14 protein-coding genes and 1 pseudogene are annotated in these 21,707 nt (G+C 42.6%); 6 read left to right on the forward strand and 9 right to left on the reverse strand.

The window, feature by feature from the left end; all coding sequences use genetic code 11:
• Positions 1-38: 38 nt before the first annotated feature.
• The 3 genes from ACVW2L_RS12655 (at position 39) to ACVW2L_RS12665 (ending at position 2,857) form a co-directional block, all read left to right on the forward strand.
• The gene (locus tag ACVW2L_RS12655; RefSeq protein ID WP_457128335.1) at positions 39-488 is read left to right on the forward strand and encodes a MarR family winged helix-turn-helix transcriptional regulator; all 450 of its coding nucleotides are present in this window, start codon (positions 39-41) and stop codon (positions 486-488) included.
• Between the two features lie 113 nt (positions 489-601).
• Positions 602-2,398, forward strand: a complete 1,797-nt coding sequence (locus ACVW2L_RS12660) for an ABC transporter ATP-binding protein (RefSeq protein WP_457130197.1) — start codon at positions 602-604, stop codon at positions 2,396-2,398.
• A 123-nt stretch (positions 2,399-2,521) separates the two neighbouring features.
• Complete coding sequence (locus ACVW2L_RS12665) at positions 2,522-2,857, forward strand: DUF3276 family protein (protein WP_457128336.1); 336 nt, start codon at positions 2,522-2,524, stop codon at positions 2,855-2,857.
• An 81-nt stretch (positions 2,858-2,938) separates the two neighbouring features.
• Here ACVW2L_RS12665 and mgtE read toward each other — a convergent pair whose 3' ends face one another.
• Positions 2,939-4,315, reverse strand: a complete 1,377-nt coding sequence (mgtE, locus tag ACVW2L_RS12670; protein ID WP_457128337.1) for a magnesium transporter — start codon at positions 4,313-4,315, stop codon at positions 2,939-2,941.
• A gap of 185 nt (positions 4,316-4,500) precedes the next feature.
• On the opposite strand from mgtE, the gene ychF reads away from it, so the two are divergent.
• Positions 4,501-5,604, forward strand: coding sequence for a redox-regulated ATPase YchF (gene ychF / locus ACVW2L_RS12675; protein WP_457128338.1), 1,104 nt, complete (start codon positions 4,501-4,503; stop codon positions 5,602-5,604).
• 68 nt (positions 5,605-5,672) lie between these two features.
• Here the strand turns inward: ychF and ACVW2L_RS12680 are convergent, their stop codons facing one another.
• Positions 5,673-6,392, reverse strand: a complete 720-nt coding sequence (locus ACVW2L_RS12680; protein ID WP_457128339.1) for a hypothetical protein — start codon at positions 6,390-6,392, stop codon at positions 5,673-5,675.
• A 61-nt stretch (positions 6,393-6,453) separates the two neighbouring features.
• Positions 6,454-7,347 (reverse strand): alpha/beta hydrolase, encoded by an 894-nt coding sequence (locus ACVW2L_RS12685; protein WP_457128340.1) that lies wholly within the window; start codon positions 7,345-7,347, stop codon positions 6,454-6,456.
• 118 nt (positions 7,348-7,465) lie between these two features.
• On the opposite strand from ACVW2L_RS12685, the pseudogene ACVW2L_RS12690 reads away from it, so the two are divergent.
• A pseudogene (locus ACVW2L_RS12690) lies at positions 7,466-7,648 on the forward strand (DUF418 domain-containing protein); the annotation flags it as partial.
• Positions 7,649-7,664: 16 nt separating this feature from the next.
• On the opposite strand, the gene ACVW2L_RS12695 reads toward ACVW2L_RS12690, so the two are convergent.
• Positions 7,665-10,232 carry a glycosyl hydrolase 115 family protein gene (locus ACVW2L_RS12695; protein WP_457128341.1) on the reverse strand — a complete coding sequence of 856 codons (2,568 nt, stop codon included), beginning with the start codon at positions 10,230-10,232 and terminating at the stop codon, positions 7,665-7,667.
• 413 nt (positions 10,233-10,645) lie between these two features.
• Here ACVW2L_RS12695 and ACVW2L_RS12700 point away from each other — a divergent pair, with 413 nt between their 5' ends.
• Positions 10,646-14,773, forward strand: coding sequence for a hybrid sensor histidine kinase/response regulator transcription factor (locus ACVW2L_RS12700; RefSeq protein ID WP_457128342.1), 4,128 nt, complete (start codon positions 10,646-10,648; stop codon positions 14,771-14,773).
• 64 nt (positions 14,774-14,837) lie between these two features.
• On the opposite strand, the gene araA is transcribed toward ACVW2L_RS12700, so the two are convergent.
• From araA to ACVW2L_RS12725, 5 genes are all read right to left on the reverse strand, one after another.
• Positions 14,838-16,328 (reverse strand): L-arabinose isomerase, encoded by a 1,491-nt coding sequence (araA, locus tag ACVW2L_RS12705; RefSeq protein WP_457128343.1) that lies wholly within the window; start codon positions 16,326-16,328, stop codon positions 14,838-14,840.
• A 43-nt stretch (positions 16,329-16,371) separates the two neighbouring features.
• Positions 16,372-17,073, reverse strand: coding sequence for an L-ribulose-5-phosphate 4-epimerase (locus ACVW2L_RS12710; RefSeq protein WP_457128344.1), 702 nt, complete (start codon positions 17,071-17,073; stop codon positions 16,372-16,374).
• Complete coding sequence (locus ACVW2L_RS12715; RefSeq protein WP_457128345.1) at positions 17,070-18,770, reverse strand: ribulokinase; 1,701 nt, start codon at positions 18,768-18,770, stop codon at positions 17,070-17,072. Before ACVW2L_RS12715 ends, ACVW2L_RS12710 begins: the two co-directional genes overlap by 4 nt.
• A gap of 89 nt (positions 18,771-18,859) precedes the next feature.
• On the reverse strand, positions 18,860-19,567 hold the full coding sequence (locus ACVW2L_RS12720) for an NUDIX hydrolase (protein WP_457128346.1): 708 nt from the start codon (positions 19,565-19,567) through the stop codon (positions 18,860-18,862).
• 158 nt (positions 19,568-19,725) lie between these two features.
• Positions 19,726-21,690 carry a RagB/SusD family nutrient uptake outer membrane protein gene (locus ACVW2L_RS12725; RefSeq protein WP_457128347.1) on the reverse strand — a complete coding sequence of 655 codons (1,965 nt, stop codon included), beginning with the start codon at positions 21,688-21,690 and terminating at the stop codon, positions 19,726-19,728.
• Positions 21,691-21,707: the final 17 nt, after the last annotated feature.

Genomic DNA, 21,707 nt, shown 5'->3' on the forward strand with positions numbered 1-21,707 from the left:
AAAATAAACATATTTGTATTGCCGAAAGTTAATAAGCCATGCGCATAGACGACGAAATACAGAGTTCGAAATTTGAAGACAATTACCATAAGGTAGTTGTTAATATTGCTTATACCGAAGGATGGCTCAATAATACCCTTCGCTGCCACTTTGAAAAACACAATTTAACCAACCAGCAATTTAATATTTTGCGTATTCTGCGTGGTCAATACCCAAAACCGGCAACTATAAACTTGCTTAAGGAAAGGATGCTTGACAAAATGAGCGATGCATCGCGCATTGTTGATAGGTTGATACAGAAAGAGCTGATAACCCGCTGTACCAATAGCAAAGACAGACGTGCTGTTGATATCCGCATCAGCGATAAAGGATTGGAAACACTGGCCAAAATGGATGCAGAGTTTAAAACCAAAGATTTCCTGAAGAACAATCTTACTGTCGAAGAAGCCGGTTTATTGAGCGACCTGCTTGATAAATTGAGAGGATAAATCCTTCTCTCATTACATTCTTAAATTGCGTTAGCGGGTCCATCGTTTGAAAAATCAATTGTATTAATCTACATTTGACAACGGACTTCCCGGAATGCGGACTTTCCGACTTTATGAAAGATCTTGCCTACTTAAATAAATTTTTTTTCAAATATCGCTGGAGGCTTATTCCGGGGATATTGTTTGTCATTATCTCCAACATATTTGGCGTGCTTCCGGCGCAGGTTGTACGCGTGGCTTTTGACCTGGTAAACGAAAACATCAGCACTTATCAGCTATTTGCGGGCTTTAACAGGCAAAGTGTGATCTACGACATATTTGGCGCAAGCCTTTTATTATTTGGGGCCTTAGTTTTGGTGTTGGCTATTATAAGGGGCTTGTTTCTCTTCTTTATGCGGCAAACCATTATTTTAATGTCGCGGCATATAGAGTACGATCTTAAAAATGAGATCTATGATCATTACCAGGCGCTTTCGCTGGCATTTTACCGCAGGCACAACACCGGCGACCTGATGAACCGCGCTACCGAGGACGTTAGCAGGGTGCGCATGTACCTCGGCCCCGGCATTATGTATACCATTAATACCGTGGTATTATTTGTTTTGGTGATATATGCTATGCTGAGCGTAAATGTGCGCCTGGCTATATTTTCGCTTTTGCCGTTGCCTATTTTGGCTGTTATAATTTACTATGTAAATAACATCATCAACTTCCGCAGCGAAAAAATACAGGAGCGGTTATCGTCACTTTCCAGCTTTGTGCAGGAAAACTTTTCGGGTATACGTATCATGAAATCGTATGTACGAGAGGCTTCTGTGCGCGAAAAATTCGCTGTGGAGAGCAATCACTACAAAACTCACTCCATGTCGCTGGTTAGGGTGCAAGCTATGTTTTATCCTATGATGTTGCTACTGGTAGGTTTAAGTAACGTTATTATTATATACATTGGTGGGGTTGAGGTAATGAAAGGCAACATAACCCCCGGCAACATTGCCGAGTTTATAGTTTACCTAAGCCAGCTTACTTTTCCTGTAATGGCATTAGGTTGGGTTACCTCGCTGATCCAGCGCGCGGCTGCATCTCAAAAACGTATCAATGAATTTTTAAGTGAGCAGCCCGAAATTATATCAGTAGTTGATACTCCGCATAAAGTAGATGGGCTGATCGAATTTAAAAACGTCTCCTTTACATATCCCGATACAGGCATTCAGGCGCTTAAAAATATCTCATTCACAGCTATGCCCGGCGAAATGATTGCCATAATTGGCCGTACAGGTTCCGGCAAATCAACCATTGCCAATCTTATGCTGCGCATGTATGATACAACCGAAGGCGAAGTTTTAATAGATGAAAAACCTATTACGGCGCTTAATTTAACCGACTACCGGCACCAGGTTGGCTACGTTCCGCAGGAAGTTTTTTTATTCTCTGATACCATTGCTAATAATATTGCCTTTAGCGCTGATGTAGCAGATATGCCCGCTATTGAGCAGGCCGCCCGCGACGCCGCTGTATATAATAACATTATTAAACTGGAGCATGGGTTTGAAACCCTGATAGGCGAGCGTGGAATTACCTTATCCGGCGGGCAGAAACAACGCGTATCCATAGCGCGTGCTCTGGCTAAATACCCACAGATACTGATATTTGATGATTGCCTTTCGGCAGTTGATACCCGCACCGAGGAGGAGATACTAAATAACCTGGGGCGTATTATGCAGGGAAAAACCAATATCATTATAGCGCACCGGATATCGACCATTAAAAATGCCGATAAAATATTGGTGATGAATAATGGCGAGATAGTTGAACAGGGCACGCATGATGAGCTATTGAGTAAGCAGGGTACCTATTTTGAGCTTTACGAAAAACAACTGCTTGAAGAAGAGGAGCCTGAAAACCTTAATTAGCGATTTTTGCGACATTGTATGATAAATCTTTTAAAAAACTCAATATTATTTGATTTAATACTTGCAGATTGAAAATTTATTTATATTTATGCCAATCAAACTAAATTACAATACTATTTTAACATGGGAGATTTCGACAACAGAGAGCGCGAAGAGGTTTTTTCAAAGAAGGTAAGAGCGGGGAAAAGGACTTATTTTTTTGATGTAAAGGCAACACGGTCAAATGATTATTATATAACCATTACCGAAAGCAAAAAAAGACTGGAAGACGGAGTATTTATTAAACATAAAATATTTTTATACAAAGAGGATTTTGAAAAGTTTATTGAAGGCCTGAACGGTACAATTGACTATATAAAAGATCATCAGGAAGTTGTTGAGAAACGCTACGAGTTTACAGAATCAACAGAAACAGCTAAAGCTGCTGCTGACGAAGATTTCTCTTTTGATAATTTGTAAGACCAATCACGCTAAACCAATTATAATCTAATGGGAAACCTGTCCGGTAATCGAACAGGTTTTTTTGTTTTATAGATCCGGCTATTTTATCAAGAGATTATGCATAGTGAGCACTGCTATGCTGAAATAGATAACCAGCCCCGTTACATCAACTAATGTAGCTACAAACGGGGCGGAAGATGTGGCCGGATCGGCACCCAATTTTTTCAATACAAGCGGAAGCATTGACCCCATTAATGATCCCCATAAAACTACACCCACTAAAGAAAAGCCTATTGTTACAGCTACCAGGAACGAATTAGGGCCGTAAATGTCACTAAATTCACTGCGGATGATTACCTGCAAAAAGCCTATAATACCCAGCGTTACGCCCAACATAAGGCCGGAGAGGATTTCACGGCGCATTACGCGCCACCAGTCGGCGATAGTAACTTCGCCAAGTGCCATGGCTTGTATAATAAGGGTTGAGGCCTGCGAACCGCTGTTGCCCCCGCTGGAGATAATGAGTGGGATGAAAAGTGCCAGCACAACTGCTTTTTCAATTTCTTTTTGAAAAAAACCCATTGCCGTTGCCGTAAGCATCTCGCCCAAAAATAAAATGATGAGCCACCCTACCCGCTTTTTAACCAGTTTTAATAGGGAGATATCCAGGTAAGGTTCATCCAACGCTTCGGTACCACCAATTTTCTGGATATCCTCGGTATATTCTTCGTTAGCTATCCACAAAATATCATCTACCGTAACAATACCCAGCAAAACATCGTCATCGTCAGTAACCGGTAGCGCCACCCGGTTATTCATTCTGAAAATGTTAATAGCCTCTTCCTGCGGATCAGTCGCCTTAAGCGCTATCAGCCTACCATCCATTAATTGACTTACTTTGGTTGATGGGTCAGCTATTAAAATTTCACGAATCCTGATATCATCCAGTAAAACCCCCTTTTCGCCTAAAACATATAATACGTCAATCGTTTCAGATCCTTTGCCATATTCCCTTATGTGCTCCAATACGCGTTTAACATTCCAGCTTTTTTTTACTGCGATGTAATCCGGCGTCATTAAGCGCCCTACACTGTATTCATCGTAACCTAATAAAGAAAGCGCCTCCCTACGGTCGGCAGCAGAAAGATGGAGGATCAGTTTTTTTACGGCGTCGCCATGTAATTCAGAGAAAAAGGCAGTACGATCATCAGGTGGTAATTCGTTAACAATTTGAGCAACTTTACTGCCTGAGAGTTTTTTGAAGATTCGTTCCTGAGTAGGAAAATCCAAGATCCGGAAAACATTTACCGCGCGGTTAATAGAAAGGATCTCTATAAACCTGGAGCCATGCTTAGGAAGTTCATCTATCAGTTCTTCAACGTCAGATATATTGAGGTTGTTAAGGTAATCACGCAGTTTTTCATCGTTATTTTCCTCCAGCAATAATTCTATTTGCTCAACCATTTCTTCCATCATACGCCTGTTTTTACATCGGTTTTACTGCATTTAAAAATCTGCCACAAAAGTCGTTTATTTTTTCAAAAAACAAGGTGGTATTTTCTGTTATCTTTGCGCCTTTTACAAGAGACAAGAATCAAGAAGCAGGAGTCAAGACCTTTCTTGTTTCTTGACTCTTGCTTCTTGACTCTAATAAAAAACAAATGGGATTACAATGTGGTATAGTGGGTTTGCCGAATGTGGGTAAATCAACACTTTTTAACTGTTTATCAAATGCAAAGGCACAGGCGGCTAACTTTCCGTTTTGTACTATAGAGCCTAACGTGGGCGTAATTACTGTGCCCGATGAGCGGCTGGTTAAATTAACCGAGATTGTTAACCCCAAAAGCATTGTGCCTAATGTTATTGAGATTGTTGACATTGCCGGCCTTGTAAAAGGGGCCAGCAAAGGCGAAGGCCTTGGCAACCAGTTTTTAGGCAACATACGCGCTACCAATGCAATTTTGCATGTGCTGCGCTGCTTTGATAACGACAATGTAATACACGTTGACGGGAGTGTTGACCCCATTCGCGATAAAGAGATAATTGATACTGAGCTGCAACTGAAGGATCTGGATTCAATAGAAAAGAAGATCCAGAAGGTTGAAAAAATGGCTAAAACCGGTGGCGACAAAGAGGCAAAAAAAACCTTCGAAGTTTTAACCGTATACAAAAACCATTTGCTAAGCGGCAAGTCAGCCCGCACAGCACCTGTACCCGAAGAAGACAAAGAATACATTGCCGACCTTTGGTTATTAACAGCCAAACCCGTTTTATATGTTTGTAATGTTGACGAGGCTGCGGTAAAAACCGGCAATGCTTATGTTGACCGAGTGAAAGAAGCTGTTAAAGATGAAAACGCTGGTGTGCTGGTTATCTCGGCCCAAATTGAAGCTGAGATTGCCGAACTGGAATCTTTTGAAGAGCGCCAGATGTTTTTGGATGATCTGGGACTGGAAGAATCGGGCGTTAATAAACTGATTAAGGCGGCTTACAAACTGCTTAACCTGGCCACCTACTTTACCGCCGGTGTGCAGGAAGTACGTGCATGGACCATAACCGAGGGCTTTACCGCACCACAGGCTGCAGGTGTTATCCATACTGATTTTGAGAAAGGCTTTATACGTGCCGAGGTGATAAAATACGACGAGTTTGTAAAATATAACGGTGTAGAAAGTGCAATAAAAGAAGCCGGGAAACTAAACATTGAGGGTAAAACCTATATTGTGCAGGATGGAGACATTATGCACTTCAGGTTTAACGTGTAGTTTTTGATTTCGAATTTCAGATGTTCGATTTCGGATTTTGTGAATCAAGAATTATAAACTTTATAAAATCACTTTAGCGCGAACTCGGTTTTTGATTGCCGCTTTTCTACAGGCATTTGCATAAATTTGCGGTAACAGACGCTGATATACTCTGTAATGTTAAAATTTTTGTCGTAAAAAGTATTCACGTCGGGCATATACAATATTACAAAATTGGTGAGTTCTTGCCCGCTTATAGGCAGGTACTTGCCAAGATTTATTTTGTTAAAAACCTGAACTATCTGCTCCTCTTTGGCGCGCTTTTCCTTTTTAGCCTCTAAGGAATTTTTGCCTCCACCAAACAGGTCGCCTATGCTCATTTTAAGCCCACCTATTGGGTTACCGCTTTTATCTGTCTGATAACGTACAACCTTGCTGCCCAATGGTCCAAGTAGTGCCGGCATGGCAAATGCCCCGGGAGGAAATTCAATTTCTTTCACCTGCACTTCTTTAAGCATGTTTTCGTCGGGTATCAGGTAGGCGGTTATTACACCCATGTCTGTTATTAAAACAGTATCACGTTTATAGCCTAAACTTGTAAAACTTAGCACATCGCCAGGTTTGGCAACAATAGAGAACGCACCGGTGGTATCACTAACGTTGGTAGCGTGGTTTTTCAGATTTTCAACCGTTACACCGCCCACGGGTATGTAGCTTTTATTCTCCAGCACTTTACCACGCACCCTGCCCTGCGAAAAAGCCCCGACATAAAATCCTGAAAACAAAAACAGCAGTATAAAAAACCTCATTTACCCATCAAAAGTAAATCAGTTTTTTTGAATACTGCTGCTACTTAACAATTTTTAACGTTTACTTAAGCATGTTAATGCTTTTTAACCAGGCAAGCATGTTCGGCATCCATCTGTCAGGAGCCCATCCCATCAAGAAGCCGTGGCCGCCTTTGGGATAAAGGTGCATTTCTGTTGGAACATTGTTCTTCCGTAAAGCCTCGTAATAAAATATGCTGTTATCAACGTCAACCAGCTTATCGTCGCCGGTGTGGGTTATATAGGTTGGCGGCGTGTTGGCGGTAACTTTAAGTTCGTTAGAGTATTCGTCTATCAATGTTTTTGTCGCATCCTTTCCTAACAGATTGTTGCGCGAATCTTTATGCGTTACTCCATCCTGCATACTTACAACGGGATAAACCACAATACAAAAATCAGGACGAAGATTAGTGTTATTAGCGTTATCTATATAGGCCTTTTGAAAATGCGTAGCCAATGTTGACGCCAGGTGCCCCCCTGCCGAGAAGCCCGCTATCCCTACTTTATTGGCATCCAGCTGCCATTTAGCGGCGTTCTCCCTTACAACCTTCAGCGCCTGCTGTGCATCTTGTAACGGGCCGATAGTTTTATCAACCATAAAGTTATCATCAGGCAGGCGGTACTTTAATACAAATGCTGCTATGCCGTTCTTGGCAAACTCTTTGGCAGTACGCACACCTTCGCCGCTATAACTTAATACTTTATAACTGCCGCCGGGTATGACGATAACAGCCGTTCCGTTGCCTTTGCCGGTTTCGGGCAGATAAATTTCAAGTACCGGTGTAGTAACGCGCCTAACCTGGCCGCCACCAAAATTGGTAAGTGTTGTTGGTTTTGAGTTAGGGATGGCTCCGGAATATAATTTTAAAGTATCCTGCGCCTGCAGGGCCAGCGGGCATAATATGGCTCCTACTAAAAAAGCTTTTATAAATTTCATGATGAATTATTAACGGTTGATCAATGTCTAATTGGTGCACCAAATTAACATATTAAAGGGATAAAAAGCTACGTCGCATCAAAAAATCTGCAAGGTGTAGCGTAGGCTCTATACCCATGAAAAATTAAAACTATTTTTTCATGGCTTACAAACCATGGGCAAAATGACGCTCAGTAACTATATGGTGCAAAATATAAGAGCGGTGTTTATTTTTCTTAACGTTGGCCTGGGCCACCGCATCTTTACCGGCAAAACAAAGCCCCTGCTTGCAATTGCAAGGCAGGGGCTTTTAAATTTATAGCCTAACTAATTAAAAGTTATTCCTTCGGTCCCAGGTAGCTTTGTTTTAAGCCGCCTGTATCAACCACTACGCGCTGTAATACCACCGCCGGATCAACAAACCAGTATTTAATGGTGTGTTTACCTGCCGCTGCAACTTTATGCTTGGTTGTTATTTTACGGGCGTTACCCAATACCATTTGGGTCCAGTCACGGCCATCAACTTTTGAACCTACATCAACTCGCTGCGGTGCGTCATCATCAATGGATATGGCGTAGAACAAGCCGTCGCCGCCGTTTTTAAAATCAAGGGTATTACCAATAAAGGCGGTAACAGCAACATCGCCTGCTTGCTTAACATTGATATCATACTCCAAATGCGGACTTGCGCCGCCTGGCGTAGTTATACGCGGAGCAGTAACCGGCAAAGCCATGACGCCTGACAAGGTTAAACCATAATCAGGAATAGTTGTCCAGCTAATATTATTTGCAGCAACTGCTTTAGTATAATGCTCTGCCTCGATAGCTATATGGCCGTTTTTATCGCTGAATAAGCCGTTCTCTTTAGGTGTGCTGCCATCGCTTTCAACAGGAAGCAGAGCAGTATTTCTAGCACTATCAGGATTAAGTATGGTAAGTGCAGGCATTTTGTTAGCCACCGGTTGTTGCCAGTTATTATAGCCAATATGCTGCTGATCTGCCATGTGGTTCCATTTTCCGTCGGCCAGTACAGTATTGTAATATTTGCTGATCTCGGCGTCTTTGGCATAAAGCTCTTTTACCCGGTCTGCAGCTTTATTAGCTTCAACACCATTTTTTTGCTGCGCATAGTACCTGTTTTTAGCAACTTCAAAATACATTTCGTTTAAAGTGGCGCAGGCTTGTATAGGGTAAAGCACCAATTCGTAAAAAGAATCTTTATGTTCCTTTGGCATTACAGCAGCCAGTTTCTCGGCTTCGTCTTTTAACTTATTATAATCGGCAACTACGCGCGCACCCTCGTTGTAATTGGTAAGGCTGTAGGTATTTTGATCTAACGATTCGGGCTTCCGCCTTTCGTTATAACGGGTGTACTTTATAAGCATACTTGCTATTTGTGTAGCATGTTCAGCACCAAACTGCTGTTTTGCCCATTCAACCGCGTACTGTGGCAGTTTGTTGGCCGGCCAGCGTTTAGGGTTCCAGGCAAAATCAAGGAAAAAGCTGATAGGATACTCCATCGGTTTTAGATCGCCCACGTTTACCACCCATATTTGCCTTGCATTGTATTCATAAGCCAAATTCATTTGCTGCCATGTTTTTGATATGGTGCTGGTGTTTAACCATTTGTAGTTACGCGGGCCACCCACATAATCAAAGTGATAATATATACCATAACCGCCTTTACGTGGCTTATCTGTTATTGCTGGCAGTTTCCTAATATTTCCCCAATTGTCATCACATAACAAAAGCGTCACATCATCAGGCACCCGCATGCCTTTGTCATAATAGTCCTGCACCTCTTTATACAAGGCCCAAACCTGCGGCACTGTTGTAACATCCTTCTTCATCACCTCGCCTATTATCTCGCGCTGATCTTTCACTATATTTTCAAGCAGGCTAATGTTAGCGCCTTGTGTCATCGGCGCATCGCCGTCGCCACGCATAGCCAGGGTAACAACCGTTTCTTTGTTACCCATGTTTTCAATACCCTTGCGCCAGAACTCCTTTAAACCTTCCTTATTTTTTTCGTAGTTCCATTCGCCTTTACCATAACGTTTCCACTCCTGCTGCGCACGGTCCATCGGTTCGTGGTGCGATGTGCTCATAACAATACCGTACTCATCAGCCAAAATGGGGTTCAACTTATCATCATCATTAAAAGCGTTAGCCCACATGGCCGGCCACAGAAAGTTACCTTTCATACGTAAAATAAGCTCAAACATGTGCTCATAAAGCTGATGATTTACGCCGCCAAATTTCTCTTTGGCCCATCCGGAAAAAGCAGGCGCTTCGTCATTTATAAATATCCCGCGGTATTTAACAGCCGGAGTACCATCAGTGTGCCTGCCTGGTGCTACATAAATGGCTTTTTTTGTTTTAGGCGCAACATCGGCATACCAATACCATGGCGATACCCCTATTTGTGCTGACATGTCATACACGCCAAAAATGGTACCGCGTTTATCGCTGCCGGCAATAACCAGCGCGCTGCTAACACCCGGGAACGGATTTGCCACAGGCTGCACAAGGTAGGTTTCCCATTTGCCTGCAATATCTGCTACGTTTAATTTCTTTTGTTTTACCAGTTGGTCTATCCACTGATTTTTACCCAGCGTACCAACAATTACAATCTGTTTGCCTTTTGCCACGGCCGCCAGTGCAGGTGTTATACCCGTTACCGCCTTTACATCGGTAATAAAACTATTAACAGCTCTCTTAACACCCGGCCACTCGTTATCGCTCACCAATATCGGCGCTGCGCTGCCATTTGCCGCTAATTGAAAATAGCCCGCTCCACCGTTTTCGGCTACGTAACTTGCATGGCCGGGGCCTTGTGCCAATGCCGAACCCACAAGCAGGCTTAAAGCAATAAGCAATTTCGATTTTATATATTTTCTCTTCATGTTCATTTTAAGGTTGCGGGCTGTCGCCCCCTGTAATTTGGTTGTTAATTGGTAAAACAACAGCAATTTTTTTAACCTGTTTAATATTTTATCCGGACAGGCGGCTCGGATTTGATCATACTTTTTCAACTACATCGATAGAGTAGGATATATTTTTTTTTGCCGGTACGCCGTAAAGTAAAATTAAGAGCAAATAGGTGTGTTATGCCCCTTGGTTTTGTTGAATAGAGCATCTAAAGTAAAGCTTTACACTGAATTTGAGTAATTAATGGGGTAACTTTTTTGATACGGCAGCATGGTATTGGTCGGCTGGATCTTATCAATTTTTATATATTTGTTAAGAATGCGCTCCAAAAATGTAGTTAAGTTTATTACTGATCGGACCATTGCCATATATCCATTAAAGTGTTTTTATGTTTAAAATAAGGGCAAGCCATTTTCTTGTGTGGTTTGTTTTGCTGGTTGGGGTTAAAGCCGCAAGGGGCCAGGCCGATATTAATTTCACAGCCATTACGGCCAAAGAAGGGCTTCCGTCAAATACCGTTAACGCCATTATTAAAGACAAATACGGCTTAATGTGGTTTGGAACCAGTAACGGTTTAAGCCGGTTTGATGGCAGTAACTTTACCGTTTACCGGCACGAGGTTGGGAACGCGCACAGCCTGCCTACCAACGATATAGTATCGCTTTACGAAGATAAAAGCGGCCGTTTGTGGGTAGGTTCAAGCAATGGCGGGATATATTACTATGATCGCAACTCGGATAGTTTTTTTGTATTTGAAGGCAAAAACTCGTTACCTCAAATAAAGAATGCATCTGCAAGGGCATATTATCAGGATCATGATGGAAAACTGTGGATAGGCACTTACGGAAATCTGATATTAATTGACCTTAAAACTTCGCAGATCACTTCTAAGCCCGTAAGGGACAAAAGGGTAACAGAGCCCGGTTCATTTGTTGTGCTGTCAATATTTGAAGACAGCCGCCATCGCCTTTGGCTGGGTAGCAACAAGGGCTTGTTTTTATATAACCGGCAAACAGATAGCTTTAAAAGCTTTACACATAGCAACGAAGACGCCAATAGTATTAGTGATGACGCAATAAAAACAATAACCGAAGATACAAACGGCAATATTTGGTTCGGTACACAGAATGGGCTTAGTAAATGGATGTCAAATGGGCGCTTTAAGGTTTATCACGCCGGTGTTGGCGAACACACTATTAGTAATGATGTGATCTTTGCCCTTCATCCGGATTCGTACGGAAAACTTTGGGTAGGCACAGAGAATGGTTTGGATATTTACGAGCCCGCCACCGATTCCTTTCAGCATTATGTAAACAACTCCCGCGATATATTCAGCATTCGAAATAATTCTATACGGAGCATTTACATTGACCCGGCGGGCATTTACTGGGTTGGTACTTTCAGGGGTGGTATTGCTAAGCACGACAAAATTTTACCGCTTTTGGATCTTAAGCTGAGTAGCGCTTTTGACCCTCAAGGGCTTAATAACCCGTCGGTTAATTGCTTTGCAGAATATAAAGACGGGAAAGTATTTTTAGGCACAGATGGTGGGGGCCTATCGCTATTTGACAAAACCACGCGCTTGTTTAAGCATTACCCGCTGCAAAGCAAGGTTACCGGTAAAACAGCGGGGGCTATATTAAGCTTACAAATGGATCATCTGGGCAACCTGTGGGCCGGCACATACAACAACGGACTTTTTTGTATTGATCCGGCAACGGGTGCTTACCGTCAATTTATGGCAGATGGAACACCCAACGCAATAATCAGCAACGATGTATCTGCGCTTATGGAAGATGGTAACGGAAAAATATGGATTGGTACCATAGGGCAAGGCGTTAGCGTGTACGACCCGGCAACGGGTAAGTTTGATCAATTCAATAAAAAATCAACTTCAGCCTTTGCGCCAAAGTCACCTCTTAACGATTTTATAAATACTATTACCCGTGCCCCCAACGGCGATGTATGGATAGCATCAAACGGTACCGGAGTTGCTGTTTACCATATATCAAACAGTACAGTATCCAATTATGACAAATTACGGAACAACCTTTCGGACGATATTGTCCAAACCATTTTTGTGTCAAAAGATCGTACAGTGTGGGCAGGCACCAACCAGGGATTAAGCTACTTTAACGCCAATACAAAAAAGTTTGAAACATACACCGAGAAAAACGGACTTGCCAACGCAAGTATAAAAGCAATAATAGAGGACGACCGCGGTACGCTTTGGCTAAGCACTGACGGGGGGATAAGCTTGTTTGACCGTCGGCAAAAAACATTCAGAAACTTTACTAATGAAAATGGCGTACAGCAGGGCTCTTTCAACAGAACCTCGGTTATAAAAACATCACGGGGCGATATCTATTTTGGCGGCGAAGAAGGTTTCAATTTTTTTAATCCGGCCTCGCTGCCAGATGTACCGGCTCCGGCCAGGGTAATATTAACGGACCTAAAAATAAATAACCTTTCGGTTTTACCCGGCGAAGATGCTGCCATACAACAACAAATAGGCATTAGTAAGGAGATACAGCTAAAGTATGGCCAGAATTTTTCTATAGGCTATGTTGCTTTAGATTATACATCGCCAATGCAAAACCAATATGCTTATAAATTAGAAGGCTTTGATAATGATTGGAACTACGTACACAAAACAAGGGTTGCCAATTATACCAATATGGCCCCCGGTGAGTATACGTTTCAGGTTAAGGCTGACAATAACGACAAGTTCTCTAACGATGTAATAACCGCTATCACAGTTGTTGTTTCACCACCTTTTTGGCGTACCTATTTTGCATATTTTATTTACGCAACACTATTTTGTTTGTCGATATTTTGGATAAGACAACGGGGTATTAACAAATTGAAACAGCAATTTGCCCGTGAACAGGAAAGCCTGCGGGTTGACCAATTAATTGAAACAGAACGAAGGGAAGCCGCACAATTACGTGAACTGGATAAAGATAAAATTCAGTTTCTTACCAATCTTAGTCATGAATTCAGAACCCCTATTTCTCTTATTGCCGCGCCCGTAGAAAAACTGATAGGCCAAAAATTAGGCAATGATGTTAACGATGAGCTAAATGTTATCAACAGAAACATAAGGCGTTTGCTCAATTTGGTAAATCAGTTATTGGATTTCCGTAAAATGGAGGAGCATCAGCTTAAACTAAATCTGAAAGATGCTGATGTTATTATGTTTGTAAATGAAACGGCCGAATCATTTAAAGACATCGCCATAAAAAAACAAATATCACTCGAGATAATAAATTCGCGTCCACATTGGCAGGCCTGGTTTGACCATGATAAACTGGAGCGTATAATTTTTAATCTGCTATCAAACGCATTTAAGTTTACCCTGGCCGAAGGATTGATAACCCTTGAAACAGCAGTTAATGAAAATGCCGTTATCCCTTATCTTACCATCACGGTGTCAGACACCGGAGTTGGTGTTCCGGAAGGCGACCTGAACGCCATTTTTGGCCGCTTTTATCAATCTGTGCAGCCATCTTACATTCTTAACCAGGGCACCGGCATCGGCTTATCTATTATAAAAGAGTTTGTTGAACTGCACGATGGTAGTATTGTTGCCAAGCTTTTACCCGAGCGGGGTATGCGGTTTATAGTTGAGCTGCCGTTAAAACCTGCCAACAAAGTTGAACGAAACAGTACCACAATAGAAGAGCACGTTTTACCGGAGCCAGATGTGGCAGAAATAGAACAAAGCGGCCATGCCATTATCGCAAACGAAGTCATTCGGATTTTACTTGTAGAGGATAATGACGAGTTTCGCGGCTACCTTGTAGAACATTTACAGCAACATTATCAGATCATCGAAGCCAGTAACGGTAAAGAGGGCTGGCAAAAAGCGCTCTCTGCGCATCCGCAGTTGGTTGTAAGTGATGTTAGCATGCCGCAGATGAACGGAGTGGAGTTAAGTAAGAAATTAAAAGCGGATAAACGCACCAAACACATCCCGATAATATTACTTACCGCTATAAATGGCGAGGACGAACAGCTTAAGGGCCTCAACGCAGGAGCGAATGATTATCTGACCAAGCCATTCAACTTCCAAATATTACATGCGCGTATAAGCAACCTGCTTGAGTTAAATAAGAGCCTTAAAGATACTTACTCCAAACACATCCACATGGTTGCAGAGCAACCGCCGGAAACAGAATCATCAGATGTAAAACTGCTCAACTCGTTAATAGCCTTTATGGAGTCGCGCCTTAGCGACCCTAACCTGTCTGTTGAAGAGCTAAGCAAACATGCGGGTATGAGCCGCGGCTCGTTATATTACAAACTGATTGAACTAACCGGCCTCACTCCTATTGAATATATGCGCTCTGTTAAGCTGGAAAAGGCCGCCGGATTACTGCAAACAAGCGACTATAATGTGGCCCAGATAGCTTACATGACAGGCTTTGGAACGCCAAGCTATTTCTCGCGAATGTTTAAAGGGAAATTTGGGGTACTACCATCGGAATATTTAAATGATAAGCGGGGCAAGTAAAACCGCTCAACAAAAAAGGCTGCACTTTACGGTGCAGCCTTTTATATTTATTGAAATGCAGGTTTTATTTATAGAACCTGTCGTTCCATTTTAATTCGTTACGTAATTGGTCAATGCGGGTGTCTTTGCCAATACGTATAAACTCAACCCCGGCAATTGATGCAAAATCATACAAATGCTCTGCGGTTAAATTCTGGCTGTAAGCAGTATGGTGCGCGCCACCTGCGTAGATCCAGGCTGCACAAGCTGTCTTCATATCAGGCAATGGTTTCCAAAGCACACGTGCAACGGGTAGGTTAGGCAATTCGTTGGTTGGTTCAACAGCCTCAACTTCGTTTATCAATAAACGGAAACGGTTACCCATATCAATTAATGATGCATTAAGCGCAGGGCCACCGGCTACATTAAATACCAAACGTGTAGGATCAGCTTTACCGCCAATGCCCAAAGGATGTACCTCTAAAGTTGCTTTGCCACTTGCCAAAGATGAATCAACCTCTAACATGTGCGATCCTAATACCAATGAGTTACTCGGATCAAAGTGGTAGGTGTAATCTTCCATAAAAGCGTTACCACCCGCTAAGCCGCTACCCATTACTTTACAGGCGCGTACTAAAGCAGCAGTTTTCCAGTCGCCTTCACCGGCAAAACCGTAACCGCTTTCCATTAAACGCTGTGCAGCTATGCCCGGCAATTGTATCATGCCGTGCAGGTCTTCAAATGTATCGCTAAAGCCTTTAAAGTTACCAGCCTCTAAAAACGCGCGAAGACCCAACTCTATCTTAGCAGCATCATAAACTGATTGGTGCTTTTCTCCACCTTTAAGTAATGAAGCATCCATATCATAAGTGGCTTCATACTCAGCTATAAGCTCGTTAACCTGTGCATCTGTAACGTTATTAATTACAGCTACCAGGTCACCAATACCGTAGGTATTTACAGAGAAACCAAATTGTAGTTCAGCTTCCACTTTATCACCATCAGTAACGGCAACGTAACGCATGTTATCGCCAAAGCGAACAAACTTAGCGCCCTGCCAATCGTGCCATGCCGCAGCGGCCCTGCTCCAGCTGCCAATTTGTTCGGCAACTTCGGCTTCCTGCCAGTGGCCAACAACTACCTTACGCTCCATACGCATACGCGAAACCATAAAGCCAAACTCACGGTCGCCGTGGGCACTTTGGTTCAGGTTCATGAAATCCATATCTATAGAGTTCCATGGGATATCCCTGTTAAATTGTGTATGCAAATGCAGCATTGGCTTTTTAAGTATTCCCAAGCCACGAATCCACATTTTAGCCGGCGAAAACGTGTGCATCCAGGTAATTATACCAATGCAATTTACCGCGTTATTAGCTTCGGCTATGGTATTATATATTTCGTCTGTGCTTTTAACAACAGGCTTGTATACCACTGTTACCGGTATTTGGCCGGCTGTGTTTAAGCCAGCTGCAATTTGTTGTGAGTGTATAGCTACCTGTTTAAGGGTTTCTTCACCATACAGGTCCTGGCTTCCGGTTATAAACCAGACTTCTAAAGTTTTTAAATCGATCATTGTTTATTTAGTATTTATTATCGGTCGAATAGTGTAGCGCAGGTTAGTTTTGGCCGTAATAAGAATCAGGCCCGTGCTTGCGCTGGAAATGTTTGTTTATTAAAGTGTCTTTTAATTTCGGCGCCTGTGGATTGATCATTTCTGTTAAATAAGCCATTTTAGCCACAGTTTCTAAAACCGCACTGTTGTAAACGGCTTTACTTGCAGACTTGCCCCATGTAAACGGCGCATGATTGCCCACCAATATCATTTCCACTTCTTTGTAGTCCAGATTGAATTTGTTGAAATGATTGATGATCTGGAACCCGGTTTCATACTCGTAATTGCCTTTGATCATTTCGTCGCTCATTGGCGGCGCGCAGGGTATGTCGGTTGTTAAATGGTCAGCATGTGTAGTGCCGAAGATAGGGATATCTCTTTGTGCCTGTGCCCATGCAGTGCCATAAGTTGAATGCGTATGCACAATGCCGCCGATGGTATCCCAATGCTTGTAAAGCACAGCATGTGTTTTAGTGTCTGACGATGGTCTTAGCTTTCCTTCAACGGTATTACCGTCAAAGTCAACTATTACCATGCTATCCGGCGTAAGGTCCTCGTAAGGCACCCCGCTTGGCTTAATGGCAAACACACCGGCACTTCTGTCAACAGCGCTAACGTTGCCAAAAGTGAACAAAACAAGGTTCAATTTTGGAAGCTGCATATTTGCCTGGTAGGCTTCTTCTTTTATATGCTGATAGGTACTCATGCTGAAATGGATTGTTCTATTTGCCTGGTTTGGAAAGTGATAAAATCGCCCAGGCCTTTGTATTGCTTATAACGTTTAGCATATACTTCGCTAAGTTCGGCGTTTGGCTCGTAAACCACATCAAAGCCGCCACCCATTGCATGCATTGCGTCTTGTACATTATCATGCAGGTCTGCAACTACTGCTGCGAACATGGCTGCACCCAATGCGCAGGTATGCGTATGCTGGTGTATTTTGATTGGCATGCCTATTATATCTGCCATCATTTGCATAATAAATGCTGATTTTTTTGCCACACCGCCAATACCTATTAAGCCTTTAACGGGTACACCTTCGTCTATCATACGCTCCACAATGCTTTTGGCGCCAAAACAGGTAGCCTCTGCAATTGCGCGGAAAAAGCGCGGTGCGTCTGTACCTAGATTTAAGCCTATAACAGCACCTTTAAGCGATTGATCAGCATCTGGGGTACGCCTGCCGTTAAACCAATCAATTGCAAGTTCATTCGTTTCCTCAATCGGTAACAAAGCAGCCTGGCGGCTTAATTCAGGAATTATCTCTTCAAAAATTTCGTTTTTTAAAGCTTCAGCTGTCTCCTCATCAATAACTTTTGAGCTGCTTAGCAAGTTATTTAACGGCCATGACACAATGTTTTTAAACCAGGCATAAGTATCGCCAAAGGCCGACTGGCCTGCTTCTAAACCCGCCATACCCGGTATAACCGAGCCATCAACCTGGCCACATATACCTGCAACCAGTTTATCCTTCATTTCGGCATTAGGTGCAACCAATATATCGCAGGTTGATGTGCCCATAACTTTGCTTAAAAAGTAAGGCTCAATTTGGCCGCCAACGGCACCCATGTGCGCATCAAATGCGCCCACACCAATTTTAACATCACCAGGTAAACCAAGCTTAGCTGCCCACTCTGCACTTATAACACCAGCCGGTACATCAGAAGTATAAGTATCCCTGAAAAGACGGGAAGCAAAACCGGCCAGCAAAGGATCTAAAGTTGAAAAGAATTCATCCGGCGGTAAGCCACCAAACTCTTCGGCCCATAAAGCTTTATGGCCGGCTGCGCATCTGCTCCTTTTTATTTTAGAGGCATCATTACCACCGGTTAATACAAACGGTATCCAGTCGCAATGCTCAACCCAAGAGTAGCATGCTTTACGCACCTCTTCGTCAACGCGTATAATGTGCAATAATTTAGCCCAAAACCATTCAGACGAGTAAATGCCGCCAACGTATTTTAAGTAGTTAATATCAAATTTTGTAGCATGTTCATTGATCTGGGCAGCCTCTTTAATAGCTGTATGATCTTTCCACAGAATGAACATGGCATTGGGGTTGTTTTCAAACTCCGGGGTAAGCGCTAAGGGCGTTCCGTTTTTGTTTACAGCAATAGGTGTTGACCCTGTTGTATCAACAGCTATACCACGTATATTATCGGCAACGGCTTTACCGCCCGCCTTACTAATAGCATCCTTAATAGTTATTTCAAGTCCCTCAAGGTAATCAAGCGGATGCTGCCTGAAAACGTTTTTGGGTGCATCGCAAAACATAGCTTTTTGCCAACGTTGGTAGTAGTGAACAGACGATGCCAATTCTTTTCCGTTTGCGGCATCTACAATAATAGCGCGCACAGAATCGGTGCCATAATCAACACCAATTACATATTTATTAGGTTCCATAGAGGGTTAAAATTCGTGTCTAAATAACACTTAATTTTTTATAAAATGAAATATATTTCCAAACATTAGCAGGGTTAAAACTAACCAGACTAAGCCGTAAGATTATCCGGATTGGGTATAAAATTTAAAAAAGCCTGAAATTTAGCATAGTAGTTCTCCCTGTTTAGCTGATAGTAATAAGCACCACGCTTTGATCCTGATTTATCTTTGTCCTGCAACTTTATCAGCAACTTGGTGGCCAATACCCGCTTGCTAAAGTTGCGTTTATCAATTGTGGTGCTGTAAACACTTTCGTACAAATTTTGAAGCTGTGGTATGGTAAATTTAGCAGGTAAAAGCTCAAACAAAATGGGATGCAGCGCGGCTTTATAACGGATGCGCTTACGTGCCATTTCAACCATAGCGGGCTGGTCAAATATTAGCTTGGGTATCTTCTTTAACAGAAACCATTCTGCATGATAATCATGACTTATCTGTTTCTCGTATTTTGAAGTATCTATCAGCGCGAAGTACGCAACGGATGCTGTACGTTCTTTAGGATCGCGGCCCGGGTCGCCAAAAGTTTGTAATTGCTCCAGGTATACGCCATCTAAGCCGGTTAGTTGTTTTAGAATGCGATTGGCCGACTGATCAAGGCTTTCGTCGGGCTGCACAAATCCGCCCATTAAACTCCAGTTGCCTTTCTCGGGTTCAAAACCCCTTTGTATCAATAGTATTTTTAATGATTCGCCATCAAACCCAAAAACTATGCAATCTACCGCTAATAATAAACGTGTTTGGTTATAATATTTCTGCATGGGTTTTATTTATAGCGAAAGGTCAAATATAAAAAATACACGCTTATTATAAACTACCTTAATTGCGCCATATTCACTAACTTTTAGGTTAATAAGTCGCAACAAAAAACCCGCTCCATTTTTTTGGAGCGGGTTATAACCTAAATTAATTAGTCAGATTAATTATAGCCATTGTTTTGTGGATACACAGGGCCCGTTAACACAGAGTTAATTAAACTTTGTGGTATAGCTCTGCGCATAAATTTGTCATCAACGTTAGTAGCGGGAAGACCGGTTCTGTACATTTTTACACGGCGTACCAGGTAGCGTGTTCTTACCAAATCATACCATCTGCGCGGGTCGCCGTATAATTCACGATTGTATTCGTCAAGTATCAGGTCTAAACCGTTCAAAGCCGTACCTGCAGTTCTGTTATATGGAACCGAAAGTTGAGCCACTTGAGCAGGTGTAAGCTCCATAGCAAGCGTATTTGCCGCGTTAGCTGTTGCCATATTAGCAGTTGTTACCCTAAATGCATGTTTAGGTATACGGTCACCATCAGCAGGAACGCGGTAGGCGGCGCGTCTTCTTAATACGTTTAAAGAGTTTGCTGCATTTAATGCATTACCTACCATAAAGTTAGCTTCTGCATTCAGCAAATAAACTTCAGAAAAGCGCATCAACACAATCGGGCGGGCAGATTTATCATTCAATCTTATACGCCTGGTCTCGTCAAATTTCTTAACTGTAGGAAAATGTAGCTGATTGATTTGAGCAGGTTCAACAATTAACCCTTTAAAGGCGTCTCTTCTTGCCATTGTAACGTCGCCGTTAGTTATTAAAATAGAGGTATCGCCATCAACAGGAATGTTGTACTGGGTTTCAGAGAAATTGCTTGTTGAGATCAACGCGCCCTTTGATACACCTGTGCTTGTTACGCCAGAAACACCGCTTTGGTTAGAGATCCAGAATGTTTGGAAAGTAGCATCGTAACGACTGTCTGCAATACGATTAGGATACAATACATCATAAAGATAAGGGCCGTTTGGCGCTACGCGAGCATAAGGACGGCCGTTATAGTTATCGCGACGCATTGGGCGCTTAACTGTGCTAACAATCTGATTTATGTCATCTATACCTGTATTGTTATCAACACCGATGTTAGCTATATAATCCATGCGCCACACCAAAAACAGGAAGTTATTACCCCAACCACCATCACCAATTTGTGTATATCCGGTGAAAGACTCGTCTGATCCGCCCAAGCCAAAGTCAATATTGAACATATTTTCTTTACCATAGTCGTTTTCTACTTTATGCGCATCAGCAAAATCCTGCCAAAGGTCAAGCCCATAAGTGGTCTTATTGGCTATAATTTCGGCAGTAAGATCTACCGCTTTCTGGAAATCGCCCGGCTGAGCAATCTCTGGCAGGTAACCGCGGCTTAAATACACTTTAGCTAAGTAGGCTTTGGCTACCGCAGCAGTTGCTGACTTGCCTACACCATTTGCAGAAAAAGGGTTGTCTGCTGTTATTGTATTAGGCAAACTTGCAGCAGCTTCTGTTAAATCCTTAATTATCTGATTGTAAATATCAGCAGCCGGTGCCGGAGCATCTGAAGTAGTTGCCGACTCTATAAAATCCAGGTGAAGCGGTATACCACTTTTTTCAGTAGCGGTTGTTCCACCAAAATTTTGTACCAGCCAAAAATACTCATAAGCTCTTAAAAATTTAGCTTGCGAGATGTATTGGTTTTTCTGCACAGCAGTAAGCCCTGTAGCATCATTGGCATACTTCAATATTCCGTTAAGCGTATTGATGTCTGAATAGAAACCATTAAAACCCACAGTGTTTGCACTGTTAAGCCCGTTAAAGGTGTCATTTTGTTTATGTAGATCGGTAGCAGCTGACCCTGGTCTGCTTTCGTCTGTACCAGCCGTCCAGCGCACTTCCTCGCCGCTGTAAGCATCGCGTATGTTACGATACACACCCGCTACACCAGCCGCTATACCGCCAGCTGTAGTGAAATAACTCGGGTATAAGTTTGCACGTGGCTCTTCAACCAAAAGCTTTTTACAACTTGAGACTGTACCTATTGTTGCTATACCCGCGAGTACAATACACGTTTTATTAAATATTTTCATGTCTTATCTCCTTTTAA

The sequence above is a fragment of the Mucilaginibacter sp. HD30 genome, assembly GCF_054061755.1.

Bases quoted from the DNA above. Each gene is read 5' to 3' on its own strand.
- ACVW2L_RS12655 (WP_457128335.1), top strand. From the start codon at position 39: ATGCGCATAGACGACGAAATACAGAGTTCGAAATTTGAAGACAATTAC.
- ACVW2L_RS12660 (WP_457130197.1), top strand. From the start codon at position 602: ATGAAAGATCTTGCCTACTTAAATAAATTTTTTTTCAAATATCGCTGG.
- ACVW2L_RS12665 (WP_457128336.1), top strand. From the start codon at position 2,522: ATGGGAGATTTCGACAACAGAGAGCGCGAAGAGGTTTTTTCAAAGAAG.
- mgtE (WP_457128337.1), bottom strand. From the start codon at position 4,315: ATGATGGAAGAAATGGTTGAGCAAATAGAATTATTGCTGGAGGAAAAT.
- ychF (WP_457128338.1), top strand. From the start codon at position 4,501: ATGGGATTACAATGTGGTATAGTGGGTTTGCCGAATGTGGGTAAATCA.
- ACVW2L_RS12680 (WP_457128339.1), bottom strand. From the start codon at position 6,392: ATGAGGTTTTTTATACTGCTGTTTTTGTTTTCAGGATTTTATGTCGGG.
- ACVW2L_RS12685 (WP_457128340.1), bottom strand. From the start codon at position 7,347: ATGAAATTTATAAAAGCTTTTTTAGTAGGAGCCATATTATGCCCGCTG.
- ACVW2L_RS12695 (WP_457128341.1), bottom strand. From the start codon at position 10,232: ATGAAGAGAAAATATATAAAATCGAAATTGCTTATTGCTTTAAGCCTG.
- ACVW2L_RS12700 (WP_457128342.1), top strand. From the start codon at position 10,646: ATGTTTAAAATAAGGGCAAGCCATTTTCTTGTGTGGTTTGTTTTGCTG.
- araA (WP_457128343.1), bottom strand. From the start codon at position 16,328: ATGATCGATTTAAAAACTTTAGAAGTCTGGTTTATAACCGGAAGCCAG.
- ACVW2L_RS12710 (WP_457128344.1), bottom strand. From the start codon at position 17,073: ATGAGTACCTATCAGCATATAAAAGAAGAAGCCTACCAGGCAAATATG.
- ACVW2L_RS12715 (WP_457128345.1), bottom strand. From the start codon at position 18,770: ATGGAACCTAATAAATATGTAATTGGTGTTGATTATGGCACCGATTCT.
- ACVW2L_RS12720 (WP_457128346.1), bottom strand. From the start codon at position 19,567: ATGCAGAAATATTATAACCAAACACGTTTATTATTAGCGGTAGATTGC.
- ACVW2L_RS12725 (WP_457128347.1), bottom strand. From the start codon at position 21,690: ATGAAAATATTTAATAAAACGTGTATTGTACTCGCGGGTATAGCAACA.